General features: G+C 35.6%; 22 protein-coding genes and 1 rRNA gene. 16 read left to right on the top strand and 7 right to left on the bottom strand.

From position 1 onward, the window contains the following. The first annotated feature begins 329 nt into the window (after nucleotides 1–329). The 3 genes from SVZ03_12755 (at nucleotide 330) to SVZ03_12765 (ending at nucleotide 1,611) form a co-directional block, all read left to right on the top strand. On the top strand, nucleotides 330–716 hold the full coding sequence (locus SVZ03_12755) for a DUF302 domain-containing protein (protein ID MDY6935077.1): 387 nt from the start codon (nucleotides 330–332) through the stop codon (nucleotides 714–716). 155 nt (nucleotides 717–871) lie between these two features. Then, nucleotides 872–1,171, top strand: a complete 300-nt coding sequence (locus tag SVZ03_12760) for a type II toxin-antitoxin system prevent-host-death family antitoxin (protein ID MDY6935078.1) — start codon at nucleotides 872–874, stop codon at nucleotides 1,169–1,171. Further along, nucleotides 1,168–1,611 (top strand): PIN domain-containing protein, encoded by a 444-nt coding sequence (locus SVZ03_12765; GenBank protein MDY6935079.1) that lies wholly within the window; start codon nucleotides 1,168–1,170, stop codon nucleotides 1,609–1,611. Before SVZ03_12760 ends, SVZ03_12765 begins: the two co-directional genes overlap by 4 nt. Before the next feature lie 64 nt (nucleotides 1,612–1,675). On the opposite strand, the gene SVZ03_12770 is transcribed toward SVZ03_12765, so the two are convergent. Next, nucleotides 1,676–1,873: a hypothetical protein gene (locus tag SVZ03_12770; GenBank protein MDY6935080.1), complete on the bottom strand. Its 198-nt coding sequence runs from the start codon at nucleotides 1,871–1,873 to the stop codon at nucleotides 1,676–1,678. A gap of 48 nt (nucleotides 1,874–1,921) precedes the next feature. Here SVZ03_12770 and SVZ03_12775 point away from each other — a divergent pair, with 48 nt between their 5' ends. The 4 genes from SVZ03_12775 to SVZ03_12790 all read left to right on the top strand — a co-directional run bounded on the left by SVZ03_12775 (nucleotide 1,922) and on the right by SVZ03_12790 (nucleotide 4,924). Then, nucleotides 1,922–2,641 (top strand): hypothetical protein, encoded by a 720-nt coding sequence (locus SVZ03_12775; protein ID MDY6935081.1) that lies wholly within the window; start codon nucleotides 1,922–1,924, stop codon nucleotides 2,639–2,641. 275 nt (nucleotides 2,642–2,916) lie between these two features. Continuing rightward, the gene (locus SVZ03_12780; protein MDY6935082.1) at nucleotides 2,917–3,339 is read left to right on the top strand and encodes a putative toxin-antitoxin system toxin component, PIN family; all 423 of its coding nucleotides are present in this window, start codon (nucleotides 2,917–2,919) and stop codon (nucleotides 3,337–3,339) included. Between the two features lie 2 nt (nucleotides 3,340–3,341). Continuing rightward, nucleotides 3,342–3,581 (top strand): DUF6290 family protein, encoded by a 240-nt coding sequence (locus tag SVZ03_12785; GenBank protein ID MDY6935083.1) that lies wholly within the window; start codon nucleotides 3,342–3,344, stop codon nucleotides 3,579–3,581. 194 nt (nucleotides 3,582–3,775) lie between these two features. Then, nucleotides 3,776–4,924 (top strand): DegT/DnrJ/EryC1/StrS family aminotransferase, encoded by a 1,149-nt coding sequence (locus SVZ03_12790; GenBank protein ID MDY6935084.1) that lies wholly within the window; start codon nucleotides 3,776–3,778, stop codon nucleotides 4,922–4,924. Nucleotides 4,925–4,989: 65 nt separating this feature from the next. Here the strand turns inward: SVZ03_12790 and SVZ03_12795 are convergent, their stop codons facing one another. Beyond that, complete coding sequence (locus tag SVZ03_12795) at nucleotides 4,990–6,462, bottom strand: adenylate/guanylate cyclase domain-containing protein (GenBank protein ID MDY6935085.1); 1,473 nt, start codon at nucleotides 6,460–6,462, stop codon at nucleotides 4,990–4,992. 393 nt (nucleotides 6,463–6,855) lie between these two features. Between SVZ03_12795 and SVZ03_12800 the strand changes: the two genes are divergently transcribed. The 3 genes from SVZ03_12800 to SVZ03_12810 are packed head-to-tail and all read left to right on the top strand — an operon-like array spanning nucleotide 6,856 to nucleotide 10,046. Next, entirely contained in the window at nucleotides 6,856–7,731 is an 876-nt protein-coding gene (locus SVZ03_12800) for an NAD(+)/NADH kinase (protein ID MDY6935086.1), read from the top strand. A gap of 9 nt (nucleotides 7,732–7,740) precedes the next feature. After that, complete coding sequence (recN, locus tag SVZ03_12805) at nucleotides 7,741–9,447, top strand: DNA repair protein RecN (GenBank protein MDY6935087.1); 1,707 nt, start codon at nucleotides 7,741–7,743, stop codon at nucleotides 9,445–9,447. 17 nt (nucleotides 9,448–9,464) lie between these two features. Then, nucleotides 9,465–10,046, top strand: a complete 582-nt coding sequence (locus SVZ03_12810) for a putative metallopeptidase (protein ID MDY6935088.1) — start codon at nucleotides 9,465–9,467, stop codon at nucleotides 10,044–10,046. 3 nt (nucleotides 10,047–10,049) lie between these two features. Here SVZ03_12810 and SVZ03_12815 read toward each other — a convergent pair whose 3' ends face one another. The 3 genes from SVZ03_12815 to SVZ03_12825 all read right to left on the bottom strand — a co-directional run bounded on the left by SVZ03_12815 (nucleotide 10,050) and on the right by SVZ03_12825 (nucleotide 13,203). After that, on the bottom strand, nucleotides 10,050–10,325 hold the full coding sequence (locus SVZ03_12815) for an acylphosphatase (GenBank protein ID MDY6935089.1): 276 nt from the start codon (nucleotides 10,323–10,325) through the stop codon (nucleotides 10,050–10,052). Nucleotides 10,326–10,464: 139 nt separating this feature from the next. Beyond that, nucleotides 10,465–12,147, bottom strand: a complete 1,683-nt coding sequence (nadB, locus tag SVZ03_12820; protein ID MDY6935090.1) for an L-aspartate oxidase — start codon at nucleotides 12,145–12,147, stop codon at nucleotides 10,465–10,467. Nucleotides 12,148–12,411: 264 nt separating this feature from the next. Beyond that, nucleotides 12,412–13,203 (bottom strand): TatD family hydrolase, encoded by a 792-nt coding sequence (locus SVZ03_12825; protein ID MDY6935091.1) that lies wholly within the window; start codon nucleotides 13,201–13,203, stop codon nucleotides 12,412–12,414. Nucleotides 13,204–13,647: 444 nt separating this feature from the next. Between SVZ03_12825 and SVZ03_12830 the strand changes: the two genes are divergently transcribed. Continuing rightward, on the top strand, nucleotides 13,648–14,028 hold the full coding sequence (locus tag SVZ03_12830; GenBank protein ID MDY6935092.1) for an STAS domain-containing protein: 381 nt from the start codon (nucleotides 13,648–13,650) through the stop codon (nucleotides 14,026–14,028). A 247-nt stretch (nucleotides 14,029–14,275) separates the two neighbouring features. On the opposite strand, the gene SVZ03_12835 is transcribed toward SVZ03_12830, so the two are convergent. Then, complete coding sequence (locus tag SVZ03_12835) at nucleotides 14,276–14,563, bottom strand: hypothetical protein (protein MDY6935093.1); 288 nt, start codon at nucleotides 14,561–14,563, stop codon at nucleotides 14,276–14,278. Between the two features lie 378 nt (nucleotides 14,564–14,941). On the opposite strand from SVZ03_12835, the gene SVZ03_12840 reads away from it, so the two are divergent. The 5 genes from SVZ03_12840 to SVZ03_12860 all read left to right on the top strand — a co-directional run bounded on the left by SVZ03_12840 (nucleotide 14,942) and on the right by SVZ03_12860 (nucleotide 20,045). Beyond that, nucleotides 14,942–15,412: a DUF3015 family protein gene (locus SVZ03_12840; GenBank protein ID MDY6935094.1), complete on the top strand. Its 471-nt coding sequence runs from the start codon at nucleotides 14,942–14,944 to the stop codon at nucleotides 15,410–15,412. Between the two features lie 16 nt (nucleotides 15,413–15,428). After that, nucleotides 15,429–17,357 (top strand): DUF4105 domain-containing protein, encoded by a 1,929-nt coding sequence (locus SVZ03_12845; GenBank protein MDY6935095.1) that lies wholly within the window; start codon nucleotides 15,429–15,431, stop codon nucleotides 17,355–17,357. Nucleotides 17,358–17,476: 119 nt separating this feature from the next. Next, a complete protein-coding gene (locus SVZ03_12850) occupies nucleotides 17,477–18,367 on the top strand; it encodes an alpha/beta hydrolase (protein MDY6935096.1) in 891 nt (296 codons plus the stop codon). A gap of 100 nt (nucleotides 18,368–18,467) precedes the next feature. Beyond that, nucleotides 18,468–19,043 (top strand): hypothetical protein, encoded by a 576-nt coding sequence (locus tag SVZ03_12855; GenBank protein ID MDY6935097.1) that lies wholly within the window; start codon nucleotides 18,468–18,470, stop codon nucleotides 19,041–19,043. Between the two features lie 30 nt (nucleotides 19,044–19,073). Further along, entirely contained in the window at nucleotides 19,074–20,045 is a 972-nt protein-coding gene (locus SVZ03_12860) for a GDP-mannose 4,6-dehydratase (protein ID MDY6935098.1), read from the top strand. Nucleotides 20,046–20,199: 154 nt separating this feature from the next. On the opposite strand, the gene SVZ03_12865 is transcribed toward SVZ03_12860, so the two are convergent. Next, nucleotides 20,200–20,579, bottom strand: a 23S ribosomal RNA gene (locus SVZ03_12865); the annotation flags it as partial.

The raw sequence follows: 20,579 nt of genomic DNA on the forward strand, positions 1-20,579 counted from the left end.
CTAAGCCTTCTATGATGTTTCTGTTCGTCGGCTCGCAGCTTTGCTCCGGGCTTCCTCCAGACAAATCCTCTCGAATTCGCCCTTGCCTTTTGCTAATAGTTCTCGTCAAATATTACTTGACAGCGACCTTCCTATAAGAGACTCTCACTCTATAAGTTCACACACATGCCGGGCGTACACAATTTAGTAGAGCGGACAGCAAGGATAATGCCGATTTGGTGACTGTTACCGTTTTTTTGAGTTGAACGTGCCTTTTGCGGAGGTCTCGTTCCCCTTGCTGCCCCTCACCAATACATTATATTTCAATCAATCCAAATGGAGGCGAGTAAATGTCTTACTATTTCAAAAAGATAGTAGCTATGACCTTCGATGAAGCTATCGACAAAGCAACAGAAGAGCTGAAAAAAGAAGGCTTTGGCGTTCTTACAGAAATTGATGTAACAGGAGCATTAAAAAAGAAAATTAATGTTGATTTCAGAAAGTATCGAATCCTAGGTGCATGTAATCCTTCTTTTGCCCACAAAGCCCTTCTCGCAGAAGACAAAATTGGCACCATGTTGCCTTGTAATGTCATTATTCAAGAACACTCGGATGGTAAAATTGAAGTTGCAGCCATTGACCCAATTGCATCTATGCAAGCGATTCAAAATGAAAGTCTTGGTGAGATAGCGGTTAAAGTACAGTCAAAGCTCAAGCAAGTAATTGAAAATATATAACCAATCGCTGCACTTGATTGGTAGAGGCTCGGGTGGCAACTTCGTGGAATTTATCTCAGGGGCCGGCAAGTGAGCTCAAATGTTATCTAGTAAATATATGAGATATTATAATTATTTCACTTGACCAATGTGGCCACAATGGCCATATTTGGAATATGATTACTGTAGGAATACGAAATTTAAGAAATTCTCTTAGTCAATACCTTAATTTAGTAAAAAAAGGGGAAAAAATATTAATCACAGATCATAATAAGGTCATAGCAGAGATCATCCCTCCAAGAACAAATCAAACTAAATCAGATATGCTACAAAAATATTTATCTGAGCAGATAGAGAATGGAACAATAGTTAAGGCGACTCAGAACAATATTCTTATTAAAAAAGATAAAAATAAAACAAATAGTATTAATAATTTTGAAGATATATACAATGAAACGAGATCTGAACGCTCATGAAAATTGGGTATATTGATACCAGCTTTCTTTTATCAATTATTTACGAAGATGAAAAATATGAAACATCTGTAGATATCTGGAATATTATTGACCTTAAGTTCAGTTCTATTATAATAGAAATTGAATCCCGCATAAATCTATATAAATACTATGTTAATAAACAAAAAAATAAAAGATTGTATTCTTTGAAAGAAAAAGAATTAAATGATCTATTGTCCAATATTACAAAAAAAATGGTAGATGGTGAAATCAATCTGGAAATCAAAAATAATGATAATTTAAGAAGACTCAGATCTTTGGATAGCATTCACTTAGCCACCGCAAATATTATTAACAAACTAATCGATGAAAAATTATTATTGTGTAGCTATGACACAGAAATGGTAAAGGTCGGGAAAGACATTGGTTTTGAATCAATTGACAAATGGCTCACCAGATAACATTTGCATGAATCAGATTTTGCTTTGCAAAACTGTTTCATGCAAGTCGTTATGTTTAAAACCATTAGGGAGCATAAAAATGGAAAATATTATAGAATAATGTAGCGACTATTACTTTTAATAGGCCGAACAAAAAGAATGCACTATCTATTGCTCTTAGAGATGAAATCTCTACTGCTTTAACTGAACTCGCTGCGTGTATAGATGTAAAAGTCGTAGTCATTACCGGCGCTGGAGATACATTTTCTGCCGGTTTTGACATGAAGGAGTTTCAACAGGGAATGTCCGATAAGGAGTTTTTTGCAAAAATATGACCAAAAATTATCCTAAAAACGTCAATAATAATCACTACCATCTTTGGACTGACGCACTTCATGCTCGTGCATTAGCACATCAGGCAATCAACAAGTGGGATCGCGGCACATATGTCCATTGGACAATCACGACTGCTTGGGTCGTATTAGAGATAGCTTGCCAAGATGCACTTAAAGAACCAAATATCTCTTATAGTTTTAAACAAAATCTCGATGCTGCTATTGCTAAAAAAAACCTTCCAAAACTTGATTGGGGTAAAGGTATCTGGCAGAAGGTTACAAAAATACAAGAGCTTCGAAAGACATATAGCCATCGTTTTATCTCAGTAAATAACCTTTTTCCTGAATCCAACTTAGCAAATGATACTATTATTGTAATACGAGAAGCGATTAAAAATATTTATATTCATGTTGGTAAAGATTCACCTGTTTGGGTAGAAGATGACGATGACCGAGGTTGGGATGCAAACAATAGGATGATGACTAATTTGACAGTAATAAGGGATGGTGCAGATGAAGATAATCCTAACGTTATAAAAATTGTATATATGTATAAAGGCAAAGAGCAGGTTAGTGAAATATTACCACCAGGAATTGATCCCACCGCTTATGTGGAAAGATTAATCAAAAACGTCAAAGTACCAATAAATGCAATTCGGGTATACCAAGGGGATCAACTCGTAAATGAACACTCGTTGCGAATGAGAGGCACCTAACAATCATTTTGCTGCTGACTACACAAACTGGATATTTATTGAGGTAGTGCAGCCTGCAAAGGTGATCAAATTAAGGGTAATTGCACTGGTAAAGTTAGCACAGAATCGAAGTTGGATTTATACTGTAGCCATGAATTTAGGCTGGGTTGCCATCGAGCAGCAGCTGAAAATGGTCGTTATGCTATGCTAAGATATATAAAATAAACTTGACTTCTAATGTGATATTATATATGATACTAACATATGAATAATGAGGTATTTTATATAGAATCACAATGGGAAAATCACCTATAGTAATAGATACAAACGTATTGATTTCTTCTCTCCGCTCGAAAAGAGGTACTTCATATGCCTTAATAAATCAACTTGAAGCGCTTAGTATTGAAATAGCTGTATCAGTACCATTGGTCATTGAATATGAGAAAGTGGCTTTTGAACAGCAGGATTCAATACACTTTTCTATAGAAGAAATTCAGGAATATATCGATTATATATGCAGCATTGCTATCCATCAGAAAATTCATTTTCTTTGGCGACCTTATCTCAGGGATACCAAAGATGATATGGTTATAGAGCTTGCCGTTGCTGCAAATTGTCGATATATTGTAACGTTTAACAAAAAGGATTTTTCTGGAATAGATAAGTTTGGAATTTTTGCTGTAACGCCAAAAGAATTTTTACATATTTTTGGAGAATGATTATGAGTATAACTAGTTTAAGATTACCGGATTCACTTCATAAAGTAGCGAAAGAGCTAGCCAAAAAAGATCATATTTCGATTAATCAGTTTATTACAACAGCAGTTGCTGAAAAAATATCCGCATTATTAACAGAAGAATACCTTGAAAAGCGCGCGAAGCGAGCCAGTAAAGAACATTTCAAAGATATTATGTCGAGAGTACCTGATATAGAACCAGAAGAATATGATAGATTTAAATAATATTTAATTGTATTCAGTGGAATTGCCTAACAAATCGTTGAAGCTAACGGCTATAGTGTATACTTTTCCCAATTTTTTCGGTTATACTGGTAACATCTCCATTTCATAGTTGGTGCTTACTAATCGCCGCAGTTTAACTCAGATGTTTTATCACATGAGATCTTATCATCATATAACACTCAGTTAAGGCCTTTATGCAAATACCATTCCATAAACCCTACATAACAGATGAAGAGATCAATGCTGTTATAGATTCTCTAAAAAACTTCTGGATCACTATGGGGGAGAAGACCATTAAGTTTGAGGACAACTTCAAAGAATACATCGGTGTAAATAATGCAATATCTGTAAATTCCTGCACTGCCGCACTACATCTATCCCTCAAATCAATTGATCTAAAAGAAAATGATGAGGTAATACTGCCTGCTATCACTTTTGCTGCCACTGCTGAGGTTGTGAGATACTTCAATGCCAAGCCTGTCTTTGTTGATGTGGAGAAGGAGACCCATAACATTGATATTGATAATATTCTGCAAAAGATATCTGACAAGACCAAGGCTGTGATACCTGTCCATTATGCCGGTCAACCTGCAGATATGGATGAGATATTAAAGATTTCAAAGAATAATAATATGTTTGTTATTGAGGATGCGGCCCACTCACTACCAGCATGGTATAGGGGGAAAAAGATAGGAACCATTGGAGATATAACCTGCTTTAGTTTCTACGCCACAAAGACTCTCACCACTGGCGAAGGCGGCATGATAACCACTGAGAATGATATCTGGGCAGAAAAGATGAGGACTTTACGACTACACGGTATTAGTAATGATGCATGGAATAGGTATTCTAATGATGGCGACTGGAAATATGATGTCGTTGATGCAGGATATAAGTATAACTCAACTGACATAAACTCCGCGATTGGCATTGAACAGCTTAATAAACTTGAATATCTATGGAGAGAGAGGAAGCGGATTGCCAAGAGATATAATAGCGCCTTTGAGAAAGAGGAGGGAATAACTGTATATAACATAAAAAATGACAGGGATTCTGCATGGCATCTCTACCCGATTAAACTCAATATTGAGGCTTTAAATATTGATAGAGATTGCTTCATTGTGGAGATGAAGAATCGCGGTGTAGGGACAAGTGTCCATTTTATTCCACTTTATAGATTTTCATACTATAAAAATATGGGTTACTCCAAAGATGATTTTCCTGAAAGCGAGTGGCTATTCGAAAGGATCCTCTCCCTGCCAATTTATCCAGGGATGAAGGACTGTGAAATTGATTATGTAATTGAAAATGTAATGGATATCATTAAAACAAATTGGAGATGATTTCAGCCTTCCCTCCTTACTTCAAGTTTACGATCCCAAATCTTTGTATGTGAACAACCCGCTAACTACAGCCCTTTCATATTTGTAATTAAATATACAGGAACCGGTTCTGATTTGCCTTTGACTCGAATAGGTTTCAGTTTCTTGCCAATGTACCTCTTCTTTGCCACCTTCGCTACAATATTTGCTGATGCTAAAATAGCTCCTGGCTTAGCTCGGGAACAGAGCCTTGAGGCAAGATTTACCGCATCACCAATTGAGGTATTATCCATTCGATCCCTGCTGCCAATCCTGGCATGGACTACAGTACCGATTTCAAGACCTATCCCGACCTCTACGATATGCTTGCCTTCACTCTCTCTTTCCTTATTAAGCACACTTATTGCCTTGATAATCTCAACCGATGCCCTCATCGCATTATCCGCTTTATCCCTGCCGCTAAATACTGCCATAACCTCATCACCTATGAATTTATCAATATCTCCCCCATTCTTTTTTATTATCTGTGCCTGCACATCCAGATATTTATTTATAATCTCTACTACCTCCTCTGGCGGTAATTTCTCAGACATAGCCGTAAATCCCCTAATATCAGAAAAGAGAAATGCCAACTCCATTCTGCTCCCACCAAGTCTAATCTCATAACCGGTTGGACTCCCTTTAATAATAGAAACAGTCGATTCTGAAACGAACTTCTGCATCTTTATCTTCTCTCTAAGATGCCTTATCATCTCATTAAACTCATCAGTTAATATCCCTATTTCATCATGAGATTTTACTTGCAATCTAACATCTAAATCGCCCTCCCTTATTCTGATTGCTCCATCCTTCAGTTCTGTTATCGTCTTTACCATCCTCCACGTGGTCATCATTGATATTAAAACTCCAATAATAAGCACAATAATAGAGGATATAATAACATATTGCTTCGCCTTATAGACAGGACCGAGGACTGACTCTTCGGTAAAAACAATCTCAATCACACCTACACTTACATCAAAAAACTTAAATGGTATTCTATACTCATAACAGGCTCTCTCATTTTTATCTAGTTGTATATTAACTCTTCTCTGTAAAACCTCCTCAACCTTTTTAATCTCCTGAAGCACATTCCCCGGTATCTTTTTCCCCCTGAGAGTACTATTAGTATGAGCAGCATAAGAATATTTTTTTTCAACCAGCATCCCTCTAAGATCATAAACTGCGGCATAAACAAAACCATCAATATTACTCTGAGACAGTCTATTAACAATATCCTGTAAAATCAATGACCTCCGCAGTGTCTCTCTCTCAACCATAATAAAGGATTCAGTTGAGGCGATATTATCAGCAATGGCTCTGCATTGTTTGTCATTCGCAGATAAAAGCATATTAGTTGACATGAGAATATAAATGTAGCTTAATGGAATGATGATAATCAGGATTAGAATGGAAATAATTATACTCCATTTAAATCTTATCCCTCCCTTTAGCGATAAAATCCTCAAAAATTGAATTTTTTCTATAATTCTATATAGTATTAAATCAGTTCTCCACATAGGATAAAAACTCCAATTGGTGTTAATCTTATGACTTCAGAAAGCTCGAGCATGTCAACATATTTTCTCCATTATCACTAGCATCAAGTACTTAAGGAAAACTGGAAACGTTATATGGTATATCTTAAGACAGAGAAATCTAATTTAGAGAACAAATATCTCTTCCCAACTAGCGTTTAATAAGTATAAAAATGTACAACAACAGCTTCACCTTATTACATGAATTGTGGAAAGGATTCTTAACTATCTTTATGCAATAGATATTGAGTAATTACTTGACTTTATAATAATGGAAAATATGTATTAATACACAACTAATCATTTCATTCATTATGGGAAACATCTCAACGAATGCTAATTGAATTTTCAATCTTACTTGGGTGAATATTTTCTATGATTAAGACTGCTTCTATAAACATTAGACCTAATGATAAGGAATCAATTCCATTTATAAAAAAACTCATTAGCCTTATGCAAACAAATGGAATACGAATACTCCTTCCAGATTATGATATATTAAATGATGAGGATTTAGCCAGTTACTCTGTTGATTTTGAGGAATTTATTAATCTACCTGATATTGTAATTGTAGTTGGCGGTGATGGCACTATTCTTGGCACTACACGCCTATTTGCTGATACAAACATCCCAATCTTTGGAATTAACAAAGGTAGATTAGGATTTTTAACAGAATTTATGCCAGAAGAAGCGCTTCTTTACCTTAAAAAAATTATCAAGGGGAATTATCAAAAAGAAGAAAGGGCAATGTTAGAGGCAGTGCATTTAAGGGATGACATAGAGTTAAATAAAATCTCCTTTCTTAACGACGCTGTTCTTTCAAGAAATTCAATCTCACGGTTATTAAAGATACATCTTGAATTAAATAATGATTTTTTAACCTGCTATTCAGGAGATGGATTGATTGTGTCCACTGCAACAGGATCAACCGCATATTCATTGTCAGCGGGAGGTCCTATTATCGAGCCTTCAATTAAAGGTGTATATATAATCAATCCAATCTGCCCTCATACCCTGTCGATCAGACCTATGATTATACCATCCGATATGATACTCAAGACATCAATCGAATCTGAGTTAAATAATTTATTATTGACAATTGATGGTCAGGAAGCTATTCAAATTGAGTGTGGAGATAAAATTCTGTTTAGAGGTTCAGACAAAAGGATTTCACTTATTACTCATCCAAACCGTAAGTATTGTAACATTCTAAGGCAAAAACTTGGATGGAGCACTCATCTATGCGAATAGGTTCTAAAGATGCTATTGGAATTAGGGATTAATAACTTTGCCCTTATTGAAAAAATAAATATAAAATTCCAAAAGGGATTGAATATCCTGACGGGTGAGACTGGGGCGGGTAAATCCATTCTGATTGATGCGCTATCTGGTGTGCTTGGCGAAAAAATGACTACTGATATGATTAGGTCTGGTTTCGAAAAGGCTACGCTTGAAGGCACCTTTAGCATATCTAATCTTCCTCAGGTTAAAAAAATTCTCGATGATTCCGGGATAGATTTTGATGATGACATTTTAATCCTTAGAAGAGAACTCCACACCAACAGCAAAGGACGATGCTTCGCAAATTCAACACAAATACCACTCTCCAAGTTAAAAGAGATATCGGATTATCTGGTTGATATTCATGGCCAAAATGAACATCAAAGCATTGTAAGAATCGCAAAACATCGTGAGATATTGGACAGCTTCTTTAGACTCCAAAATTTAGTGGAAAAAATTAATAAAATATTTTACCAATTAAACAACCTACAGGAAAAGATATCATCTTATCAAATAGATGAGAGGGAAAAGGGAAGGAGAATTGAATATCTAGAATTTGTAATAAGAGAGATCGATTCTGCCAACTTATTAGCAAATGAAGAGAATGAATTGAGGAATGAATCTAAGATACTGGCCAATGCAGAAAAACTTTTCTCGGAGATCAATAGTTCCTCATCTCATCTGAATGATGAAAGTGGAATTATCCAAAGACTGAAAAGGGTTGAACAAAGCCTTAACATAATATCTGAGTATGATCCTGAAATTGTTAAAATTGTAGAAACGACTAAGGAGGCTCTCTATTCTCTTGAAGATATTTCAATCTTTTTAAGACACTATAGAAGTAATATCGACTTTTCACCAGAAAGGCTAAACGAGGTTGAGGCAAGGCTCACCCTGATTCATGGCCTGAGTAAAAAATATGGTACTACAATACAAGAGATTCTTGAGTATGCTGAAAGATCAAGAGAAGAGTTAAATGCCATCTCTTCAAGTGAAGATGAGGTCCAGAGGTTTGAACAGGAATATAAGAGGACTATAAAAGAAGCGAAGGAAACAGCCTTAGAACTCTCACTAAAAAGAAAATCAGCAGCAACAGAACTAGAAGATAGAGTCATGAAGGAGTTGGCTGACCTTGGAATGGCAGGCACAGTATTCAGGGTCTCCATAAAGCGAGAGATAAGCCCAGATGGACAAATTGAGACTGATAATAAAAGATATGTGCTCTATCCTCATGGGATCGACAAAATAGAGTTCCTCCTCTCTACAAACATAGGTGAAGACCTGCGAGAATTAAGGCGTGTAGCCTCTGGAGGTGAGATGTCCAGGATAATGCTAGCCCTAAAAAAGGCGATACTCTCAGCAGATATTGTTGAAAGCCTTGTTTTCGATGAGGTTGATGCTGGGATAGGTGGAGCTACTGCTGAGATTGTAGGGAAAAAACTTAAATCCCTTGCTCAGGATAGACAGGTTCTTGTGATTACACATCATCCTCAGATTGCTGCAATGTCAGATAGTCATTTTTTTATTCAAAAGGAAATGATCAATGCTAGGGTCATCACATATGTTAAGAGCTTAAATAAGGAGGATCGAATTAGAGAGATTGCGCGAATGCTTGCAGGTGAAAAGATAACAGATATCACAATAAAACATGCAAAAGAGTTGATATCCCTTGCTGATAACAATTAGAGATTAAGAATCTGTTTATGACGAAATCTGTTTCACAAAATATTAATTTAACTGACATCCTTACTCAACTAATTGAAATTATTATCCTTCATACTAATATATTCAATCATATTGATATGAATAGGATTCTCATAAGCATTGCCTTTAATAGAAAGAATAGCCGTGGCTTTACCTTAGCCAAACTAGTGCCCCTAAGGTTTAAGGATGGATCCAATATTCTAAAATATAATAATAAACGATATACAATGCCAAGGATTGTTAACAATGGAATTTCCTTGCTCTATATAATCTATTTCTATAGTCCAAAATTCTTCGATCTTCCCCCAATTGAAAAATTAAGGGTAATCTTCCATGAGTTATATCACATAAGTCCAGAATTCAATGGAGATATTCGAAGATTGGGAAGAGTCAAGGCAGCTCATGGAGCCTCAAAGAAAAAATATAACATTCAGTTTGAGAAGGAACTACAGCAGTTTTATTCCACTATCTCTGAAACGCAAATAAAATATTTCCTCGACTTGGATACAAATCTCCTCAGGAAAAACTACCAAAATATCTATTGCAGAAGGATGAAACTTCCAAAACCTATAGCTTTATAATAATCAGAAGGTATAATCCCCCTTGATTATGCCGGAATAACTATCTACCTTAACATCATCAATATGACCATAGAAGGTTAAACCATAGAGATTGTTCTTTATAGCCCTAATAAAATCAGCTATCTTTTCCTCTTCATCACAATCTAATATCACGCGTACAGTGCCATCCCTGAGATTGGAAGCAGATCCTCTGATGCCAAGTTTCTTCGCATTCTGGCTGCAATAATGCCGACAAAAAACCCCCTGCACCCTCCCGCTTAAGGTTAGTTCCTTTGGCATATAGATCCTCTATTAACAAATCAATATATCTTTTCGAACACACACAGGGTGTATTCCTTCAACTGACTTACCTATCCTACAAGTTACTATTCATAGTCATTGGCGTATGGATTTTTTCAATACACCTCGCAGAAGTATATTACCTTGATACAATAAAATCCTCCAACCTCTTTGTTTCAGGATCATAACCCGATCTTAATATTATGTTTATAGACTGATCCTCCCTGGTCTTTGGATAATCAGTATTATAATGAAGCCCCCTACTCTCCTTCCTATTCATAGCACTTATTATTATCAGTTTCGCAACTGTGACGAGGTTTCTCAGTTCTACAAGCCTTGATGATATTGTGCTTCGCATATAATAATCATTGATCTCCTCTTCAAGAAGAAGTATCCTTCTATAAGCTCTCTGAAGACGCAGATTCGATCTCACAATACCAACATAATCCCACATGAGCCTCTTCACCTCGTCAATGTTATGTTGGATCAATATCCACTCCTCTAGATCGAATGTTCCCTCTTTACTCCAAAATGGGTATTCAGGGATATCGATCTTTTCATCTATTGTATGCATTAAATACTCATAAGCCCTGTTTGAAAATACTACTGCCTCGAGCAATGAGTTGCTTGCTAATCTATTTGCGCCATGAACCCCGGTACAACTGGATTCACCAATTACAAAGAGATTCCTTATTGAGGTTTTTCCATTCACATCAGATACCACCCCGCCGCACAAATAATGTGCTGCTGGAACAACAGGAATAGGTTCCGTGGATATATCTATACCAACCTTTAAACATTCCCTGAAAATATGAGGGAATCTACTCTCCAAAAAATCTCTTCCCTTGAAAGTAATATCTAAAAATACACATGATTCTCCCAGTCTTTTCAATTCCATATCAATCGCCCTGGCCACAATATCCCTTGGAGCAAGATCCCTTAATGGATGTTCCCTCTCCATAAACCTTTCGCCCCTTGAGTTTATCAAAATTGCACCTTCGCCCCTCACGGCCTCGCTGATTAGGAGGGACCGGCCAAATCGCTGTTCTAAATAGAGCGAGGTTGGATGGAATTGATAAAACTCCATATCAGCAACAAAAGCCCCAGCCCGATAAGCCATCGTTATTCCATCACCTGTAGCGATCTCAGGATTGGTTGTATGAAGATAGACTTGTCCAACACCGCCAGTTGCAAGCAATGTCTTCTTTGAATTAAAAATATGTACAATGCCAGTAGAATTTTCAAGGATATAGGCTCCATAGCAGGTGATTGAATCCCTGGTCTTCACCATATTCTCAGAAGAGAGAAACTGCAATTGATGCTCAGTTAATAAATCAATAGCCGTATGATCTTCAAAAATCATAATGTTATCTATTGTGGAGATTCTTGCAAGAAGCGCCCTCTCAATCTCCATCCCAGTCAAATCCTTGGCATGTGCAATCCTGTTCTTGGAATGCCCTCCCTCCCTGCCAAGATCGAATACTTCCCGGCCATCCTTATCCACACTCATTGTAAACCTAGTACCCCAATCAATTAGTTCCCTAATCCTATTTGGACCATCTTGAACAAGAACCTCAACGACACTCTTGCTACATAATCCAGCGCCAACGTGCATTGTGTCGTTAATATGATCACTAATTGAATCTTCTTGAGATAATACGGATGCGATTCCCCCCTGTGCATAATTGGTATTGGAATCAAAATCCTTCTTCTTTGTAACAATGATAACGCTTCCTACCTCTGAGGCTTTAATCGCAAAGGTTAGCCCTGCGATACCACTACCAATTACAAGAAAATCTGAATAAAACTTCCTAGGTTTCATTATTTAATCTTAGCTATTTCATTTACTTTGATTTGGTGACATGCCCCTAACTTACAAAAACTCAATACCCATCCCTATCAACACCCCATCCATGTTGATGTCAATAGATATTTTCATACAACCCTTTAGTATAAACTAAATAGTCCTCTTACTTCATAGATTATTATACAATAATCTATGTTATTTAATCAAAGGAATGGGTATTGAATATTTTATGGATATGATTTCTTCTATAACTATTCACCAATTAATTTATATGAGTGATCACTTCCCTCCCCTGTTTTTGAGAAGATTAGTAAAATTTTGATATAAGCTATCCTCTACTCTCAATAAACTCTCATTCCTCAGTATTGCAAGATACTCATATGTATGTTTGACATATTTAGGTCTATTCCTCTTTCCCCGAAAGGGTACAGGGGTTAGAAAGGGGGCATCAGTCTCTAACAGAATCATATCCAAGGGGATAAAGGAAGCCGCATCATGAAGATTGTGAGCATTTTTGTATGTAAGATTACCTGCAAATGATATATATAATCCAAGATCAAGGATTCTAGTTGCCATAGCCCTATCTCCAGAAAAGCAATGCATTATTCCACTATTTGGAGATTTCTCCCTTAAAACCCTTATTGTTTCATCAAAGGCATCCCTTGAATGAACAATGAGAGGTAAATCCCATTTTTTAGCTAACCCCACCTGATATTCAAATGAACGAATTTGTATATCTCTTGGCTGATTCATCCTATAAAAATCCAATCCTGTTTCACCAATGCCAAACAGATCCATGGAGTCACCTGATGACATTATCCTATTAATAAAAGCAGAGACTTGATGGAGATCATCCACCCCTGCCTTTGAAGAGGGGTGAATGCCGATTGAGTAGAAGACCCCTTTATGTCGCTTCGAAAACTCATAAGCCCAACTTAATCCATTATTATCAATGGATACATGAACTGCATAACATATATCATTCTTCTGAAGTTCATCGATTAAATTCTCCTCTGAAAGATCTTTATTCTCAAGACAAAGATCAAAATGAACGTGTGAGTCTATAAACATCTTTATGATCCCCTATTATCAAAAGATATGCATCTTTAACACAAATGGACTCAAATAAGTATATATGTTACGCTACCCCTTTACTTGATTACCTTGTACATTCTCAAGAAAAAACTTGTATCAAGCCACCTTCAACAAAACTCAATACAAGCAGAATGACCTTCAAGGTAAGCAGAAAATCCAGACACCTACTGAAAAAAAATAACATCAAAATTCAACCATAATTCTTATGTTCATAACTATTAAAGATAAATCCTGCAATTCATCATCAAATTGAGATGATATAATCTTTATTTGTCAACCCTCTTCAAATAAATAATCATCAATACTCACTGAATAAATCATATATATTTTACCTCCAAACTCAATTGATGTTTTTCTGATTGACTATACCAATTATTTCTATTATACTATAAATAGCAGTAATATAACTAAATTCTTGGTATCAGTTATTCTAACTTCTCAGAATTGAAAATGAGGATCAAAATCCACAAAGAAGAAGGCCTCTCAATCATAAAGCTCATAGGCAGATATGACATAGAAGAGGTATATGATTTCGACATATTATTCCAAAATCAGATTGACATGAATGTCTCTGTCATTGCGCTCAACTTGGCTGAATTGAGATACATCGATTCCTCAGGAATCGGCTCTTTGATTAGAAGCAAGAATACTGCAATGAAAAATGGTATTGAATTCCTCTGTTACAATCTTCACAAGGATATTGTATACACTTTTCAACTCTCAAAAATTGATCAATTTCTCACTATCCTTTCTGAGGATGAATTTCTTAATAAATATGTCACTATTTTTGATGTCGGATAAAATCCTTGTCACTTACTCATTAATCTGATCAATACTCAGTTAAATTAAGGGGATTATTTCTCGGACAAGCATACGCTGAAGTGTAAGGTTGAGTGCAGGTTTTATTCAACATATCTTCAAATAAACCTTCTTAGGGTATGATGGAATAACTAAAAAAATTCTACCCATCAATTCAATTATAATACAACTCTAATGATATGTTTTACTTTTTAGGGTAAAGAGTATGATATATTCCTCTATTGTGAGATTAAGCATGGAAAAACTTATCGTCAGATATATGACTTAACAAATCCTCTGATTGATCGTTCCAGTTTTTTTGGCATATTTTTTTCAATTCTATAGAACTATTATGAAGCTTTTCTAAATCTTGAAGCAATTTCTGTAAAATCAAGGTTAATAATTGCGCATTATTTCGTATATACTGTCTACTTTCAATAATACTTGATTCTCTTCGTCTGCATTCCTCAATAAGTTTACTATGCAACTCTTTTTCCTCATCAGTCAAAGCATTAACAATGTCCTCTATCTTTTTCATTGTTGTAACCCTATTCATTTTTTTTGAAGATACAGCTATCCTCATCCAGATTTGGCCATTCTTGATTTTGCAAGGTAGTATGTCAAGAAAAATTAACCTACTCTGGTAATAATATAACCATAGACCAAGACAAAGTCAAAAAAACTGACAAGAGTCAATATTATTAAAACAACAGTATTTATAGACCGATTGTCAGCTAAAGATTTCTAATTCCTGCCTTTGCAATAATATTGATTTAATGCCCACCAAGTGATTAGTGTGGTCTTTATAATGTTACATAATCTTTATGAATTAATCATTTTCCTCTTGACTTTCTTATTATATTTCGATTTGATGAATTTCGTCGTTTATAAAAATTAAACTAATATGGAGGTCTTTATGAAAAGGTTTTTATTTGTCTTAGGAGTTTGTCTTTTCGTGATTGCTTTAGGAGCAGCATCATACGCAGTCCCCAAAAGCAACGTGGGTTGCGGTATTGGAACGATGATTTTCGAAAAGCAGGATGGACTGATCTCACAACTCTGTGCTACTACTACTAATGGCATCTGTGGTAATCAGACATTCGGGATCACCTCAGGCACATTGGAATGTGAAAAAGCTCCAGGTATAGCGTCAAATGAGAGATTGAATATCTTTGTTGCTGACAATATGGATAATCTTGCAAAAGACATAGCGAAAGGAAATGGCGAGTATCTCAATACACTAGCAGTCTTAATGGAAGTCTCTGAAGGTGATAGAACTCATTTCTATAATAAATTGCAGTCAAACTTTTCTAATATATATACTTCAGATAAGGTTACAAATACTCAAGTGCTAAATAATATTGAGGCTGTATTATCGCAAGGGTAATTAAAAGGTTATTTAATTGAAATCCTGTTACTCAAGATACGGATTTATTTATAAATCCGTATCTTTTTTTATATTAATCACATTATTGATCTCTACTGATTTGATGCTAATCAACACAAATGCGGAAGAAACTTCCTATGTTGATGATCTAATCGAATCAGCCATAAAAAAAGAATTATACAAAGATAAATATTGGCACATCCTTTTACACTATAAAAAGAATATTTTTGGCATAAGGAGCCTCATAGATGATCCGAAATTCTTCCTATCAAAAGATGGAAAACATAATCCCCAAAAAGAACTTAAGGCAACCATTAGAGCGTTTTTCAAGCATAGTAATGATGAGGGTGCCCATCCCATCTGCAGATTCATGGCTAGATTTACCTGGCTTAAGGAAAAATTAGACCTCGATGAATCACAGCTTCCAGAGTATACCTGTAAGAGATATAATGATATCTTGGAGAGTATAAAGCCTAAATCTGCCTCAATAATCTTTCCAACCTCATATGTAAACAGTCCGGCTTCTATGTTTGGACATACACTAATTATTATTGAATCTGATAATAAGAGTAAGCTTTTGTCACACGCTGTAAATTATTCTGCATTAACTGACGAATCCTTTGGTCTCTTTTTTGCTTTTAGGGGAATTTTTGGGTTATATAAGGGTTACTTCTCAGTGCTTCCATATTACAAAAAAGTGCTTGAATATAGTGACTTTAACCAGAGAGATATATGGGAATATAGACTAAACCTCACCGAGAGAGAGGTCATCAGGATGGTAATGCATTTAACTGAATTGGAAAATATATACTCTGACTACTTCTTTTTTGATGAGAATTGCTCATATAACCTATTGTTCTTATTAGACGCGGCAAAACCATCTTTAGCTTTAACTGATAATCTCGGTTGGTGGGTTATTCCCATAGACACAATCAGAGATGTAAAGGAGATGGGATTAATTGAAGAGATTGACTATAGACCCTCAAAATCAACAAGAATAAATCATATCGCTTCTTTACTCAGTAAAAGGAATAAGGAGCTAGCCTCATCGATAATTGATGGTGAGGTTGAAGCGGACACCATTTTACAAAATAATTTACAAAAAGAAGAACAGATAAATATATGTGATCTAATTACGGAATACATTCAATATAAATATACAAAAAAACGGATACAAAAGGAGGAGTATTCCCGTATATTTATTAAAATCCTCAAAATCAGAAGCGAATTGGGAGAACCCGATGAAAATAGATATAGAATTCCATCCCCAGGCCAACCGGACGAAGGACATAAATCAAGCCGAATAAGCATTGGTATAGGGATAAAAGAAGAACTCTTTCAAGAGATAGGGTACAGGGCAGCATACCATGACCTCTTGGATCCTGATGAAGGATATATACAGGGTTCACAAATCCAATTCTGTAATATTAAGCTAAGATATTATAATTGCGAAAATAGGATTAAGCTACAAAAAATAGATTTTATAGATGTTTTATCAATATCGCCATGGAATAAGTTCTTTATGCCTATTTCATGGAAAATTACGACAGGACTCAAACAAAAAGACCTTTCTGATGAAAAGGACAACCTGATCTTTCAACTCAATCCTGGAGGAGGACTCGCCTATGAGTTTCCCTTTATAGGGCTCTGTTATTTCATGATAGAGACAAACCTAAATTTATCTGGTAAACTTGAGAATAACTACTCAACAGGTATAGGATGTTCATTTGGATTATTGAATAATCTTACAGACTACTGGAAGATTCACCTATATTCAAAGAATTATTACTATGGATTAGGAGATAGGCATAAGGAATATGATTTGGCTCTTCATCAAAGAATAAAACTGACCACAAATAACACCTGTAATCTTGAATTTTTATGGACAAATGTATTCGATACTTGGCATAAAGAGTTAACATTAAGCTGGAATTTGTTCTTCTAATTTGTAGGATAATGTGCAATCCTTCACAATAAAGGTACAATTATAATAAACCAAATTAGGGATGAATAATCATATATTCTGATGAAGTGACCCTACTATGCTCTATATTATTGATGAGAATGTATAAGAATTTAAAAGATATAATAGGTATGATAAATTTCGATATCCAAAATAAGCTTCAAAACTCATTACACCAAATACAATCAAGGATCAATTACATATTTTTCAGCATAGCGATCATCTGTGTAATGATGCCCCTTGGATGTCAATCCAGTTTTGTATATTTTCCAGATAGGGATATTAGCGAAACCCCACAGGATAAAGGTCTCAACTATGAATCAGTATGTATTACAACAAAAGATAGGGAAAAAATCTCAGGATGGTGGATACCCTCGAAATTTAATAGGGGTGTACTTCTATTTTTTCATGGCAATGCAGGGAACATATCCCACCGACTGGATTCTATTATATTGTTTAACAAGCTTGGCCTCTCCACTTTTATTATTGATTATAGGGGCTTTGGATCAAGCAGTGGAAAACCATCGGAGAAGGGAACCTATCTGGATGCATCAGCCGCGTGGGATTATCTTGTACATACCCGAAAGGTTCCCCAGGAGGATATAATCATTTTTGGCAGATCCCTTGGGGGCTCAATTGCGTCATGGCTTGCTCAAGATCATCGCCCTAGAATTCTTATTTTAGAATCCGCATTTACAACGATTCATGAGGCAGCCATAAATCATTACCCATCCCTTTTGGTAAGATTGATACTTAAGTATAAATATTCTACAATCCAATATATTAGGAATGTGCGATGCCCCTTACTTATTATACATAGCATTGATGACGAAATCATTCCCTTTGATCATGGGAAAAAATTATATGAAGTGGGAAAAGATCCAAAGGAATTTATTACTATTCGTGGTTCTCATAATGAAGGATTTATTATATCAGGAAAAAAATATGAATTCGAACTCAACACCTTTATTTCTAAATATGTTTATAAGTAACATTCTAATCAATATTGATAATATTCCTCAGAATAATTGGAATAAGTCATTATATCACTCCTAAATTTTGAATAATATAGAATTATTTTAATCAATGGGCATGAATAAAATCATTGGCGCAATATGGATAATAACATATCTAGTGTATTACAAACCTGTCATTGTGGCAGGAATGCCTGATATAGCTGAATTTGAGATACCGAGATGGGCTTTCAAGATGCTCATCGATAGCGTCAATGACCCATGCCCAATGTGTGGTAGAAAGAAAAGGGAAAAGGCGTTTCAGATATTAAATCGAGAGTTCAGTCAAGGCAAAATAATAAAGGGCAACGAATCTTGTCAATTTATAAAGACTGAAGAATGTGGCCCTTATGAAATGCTAACATTTTTATATAAAACCAGAGAATTTTACAAACAAGCTGATGGAAATGTATTGGATAGGTTTCCCCTATTGATCTTCAGGTTTCATACAAAAGCTGATCACCTAATTGGAATTTCAGAAGAGGATTATACTGACAATAGCCTTGTGAATAAATTTAAACTAATCCGGAAAAATAAAAAATTTGAAACAAAAATTATCATAATAAAATATAAATATGGTGATGGATCTACATTTAATTATTTTCAATCAGCAAATAAAATCCAAATTCATTGTAAAATTCTACATATTAAATAATCATAACCAACCTGTATATTGGAGTTTGAAATGAGTTTACTCTTGATCACTGGAGTTGCGGGCTTCATTGGATGGAAGACAGCACAAAAGTTGTTGGATGAAGGGAATGAGATTATTGGGATAGATAATGTCAATGACTATTACGACGTCAGGCTGAAATCTTATAGATTAAATGAATTGAAGAAAAATAAAAATTTCAGATTTCTTCAGTTAGATATTGAGAATATTGAAGATATGGAACCCCTCTTTCATAATAATGGGATTGATGCTGTAATAAATCTTGCGGCACGTGCAGGTGTAAGATATAGCATGGAAAATCCCCATGTTTACATGAGTACAAATGCACAGGGCACGCTGAATCTGCTCGAACTTATGAGAAAATACAACATAATGAAAATGGTTTTAGCCTCAACATCTTCCCTTTATGCTGGTCAAGAAATGCCCTTTAGTGAAGAACTTCCTGTCAATACGCCAATCTCCCCTTACGCAGCGTCCAAAAAGGCAGCAGAGCTTATGTGCTATACATATTACTATTTATTTGGAATAGACATATCGGTTATAAGGTATTTTACCGTATATGGTCCAGCTGGTAGGCCTGACATGAGTATTTTCAGGTTTATAAAATGGATTGATGAGGGAAAAACAATAGAACTTTTTGGAGATGGAACACAGAGTCGAGACTTTACTTATGTAGATGACATAGCAGAAGGCACGATTAAATCCTTAAAGAAAGTAGGTTATGAAATAATAAATATTGGTGGAGGCAAAAATCCCAAATCGATAAATTATGTAATAAGTAAATTAGAAGAATACATTGGGAAAGAATCATATATTGAATATAAACCTTTTCACAAGGCAGACATGAAGGCAACTTGGGCGAGAATAAACAAAGCATGGGATTTATTAGAATGGAGGCCTGAGGTTGGATTAGATGAGGGGCTCAAAAGAACAGTTAATTGGTATATTAATAATAAAAAATGGCTAAAGGATATTATAATTTAATAATCTGAAGTATGTCCAGAAGCGATAAGTTTGCCAAGTTTATCCAAAAAGTAATCAATCCTAATAATCAAGCTAACTTACACATTAACTATACAATCGATTCACTATTAAATTAATGAAAAAGCCCGAGTAAATTACTCGGGCTTTTTATAATATGGTCAAGCCACACGACTGATTAGTACTAGTCGGCTGAACACATTACTGTGCTTACACCTCTAGCCTATCAACCTCGTAGTCTTCGAGGAGTCTTCAGTGGCTTAAAAGCCAGGGGAAATCCAATCTTGGAGTAGGCTTCCCGCTTAGATGCTTTCAGCGGTTATCCCTTCCGAACATAGCTACCCAGCGATGCCGCTGGCACGACAACTGGTACACCAGAGGTTCGTCCATCCCGGTCCTCTCGTACTAGGGACAGATCTCCTCAAATTTCCAACGCCTGCAGAGGATAGGGACCGAACTGTCTCACGACGTTCTGAACCCAGCTCGCGTTCCGCTTTAATCGGCGAACAGCCGAACCCTTGGGACCTTCTCCAGCCC

The sequence above is a fragment of the Spirochaetota bacterium genome (assembly GCA_034190085.1).
In the GTDB taxonomy this organism is placed as follows: domain Bacteria; phylum Spirochaetota; class UBA4802; order UBA4802; family JAFGDQ01; genus JAXHTS01.

Bases quoted from the DNA above. Each gene is read 5' to 3' on its own strand.
- SVZ03_12755 (MDY6935077.1), top strand. From the start codon at position 330: ATGTCTTACTATTTCAAAAAGATAGTAGCTATGACCTTCGATGAAGCT.
- SVZ03_12760 (MDY6935078.1), top strand. From the start codon at position 872: ATGATTACTGTAGGAATACGAAATTTAAGAAATTCTCTTAGTCAATAC.
- SVZ03_12765 (MDY6935079.1), top strand. From the start codon at position 1,168: ATGAAAATTGGGTATATTGATACCAGCTTTCTTTTATCAATTATTTAC.
- SVZ03_12770 (MDY6935080.1), bottom strand. From the start codon at position 1,873: ATGTCAAAACCGGCAGAAAATGTATCTCCAGCGCCGGTAATGACTACG.
- SVZ03_12775 (MDY6935081.1), top strand. From the start codon at position 1,922: ATGACCAAAAATTATCCTAAAAACGTCAATAATAATCACTACCATCTT.
- SVZ03_12780 (MDY6935082.1), top strand. From the start codon at position 2,917: ATGGGAAAATCACCTATAGTAATAGATACAAACGTATTGATTTCTTCT.
- SVZ03_12785 (MDY6935083.1), top strand. From the start codon at position 3,342: ATGAGTATAACTAGTTTAAGATTACCGGATTCACTTCATAAAGTAGCG.
- SVZ03_12790 (MDY6935084.1), top strand. From the start codon at position 3,776: ATGCAAATACCATTCCATAAACCCTACATAACAGATGAAGAGATCAAT.
- SVZ03_12795 (MDY6935085.1), bottom strand. From the start codon at position 6,462: ATGTGGAGAACTGATTTAATACTATATAGAATTATAGAAAAAATTCAA.
- SVZ03_12800 (MDY6935086.1), top strand. From the start codon at position 6,856: ATGATTAAGACTGCTTCTATAAACATTAGACCTAATGATAAGGAATCA.
- recN (MDY6935087.1), top strand. From the start codon at position 7,741: ATGCTATTGGAATTAGGGATTAATAACTTTGCCCTTATTGAAAAAATA.
- SVZ03_12810 (MDY6935088.1), top strand. From the start codon at position 9,465: ATGACGAAATCTGTTTCACAAAATATTAATTTAACTGACATCCTTACT.
- SVZ03_12815 (MDY6935089.1), bottom strand. From the start codon at position 10,325: ATGCCAAAGGAACTAACCTTAAGCGGGAGGGTGCAGGGGGTTTTTTGT.
- nadB (MDY6935090.1), bottom strand. From the start codon at position 12,147: ATGAAACCTAGGAAGTTTTATTCAGATTTTCTTGTAATTGGTAGTGGT.
- SVZ03_12825 (MDY6935091.1), bottom strand. From the start codon at position 13,203: ATGTTTATAGACTCACACGTTCATTTTGATCTTTGTCTTGAGAATAAA.
- SVZ03_12835 (MDY6935093.1), bottom strand. From the start codon at position 14,563: ATGAAAAAGATAGAGGACATTGTTAATGCTTTGACTGATGAGGAAAAA.
- SVZ03_12840 (MDY6935094.1), top strand. From the start codon at position 14,942: ATGAAAAGGTTTTTATTTGTCTTAGGAGTTTGTCTTTTCGTGATTGCT.
- SVZ03_12850 (MDY6935096.1), top strand. From the start codon at position 17,477: ATGTATAAGAATTTAAAAGATATAATAGGTATGATAAATTTCGATATC.
- SVZ03_12855 (MDY6935097.1), top strand. From the start codon at position 18,468: ATGAATAAAATCATTGGCGCAATATGGATAATAACATATCTAGTGTAT.
- SVZ03_12860 (MDY6935098.1), top strand. From the start codon at position 19,074: ATGAGTTTACTCTTGATCACTGGAGTTGCGGGCTTCATTGGATGGAAG.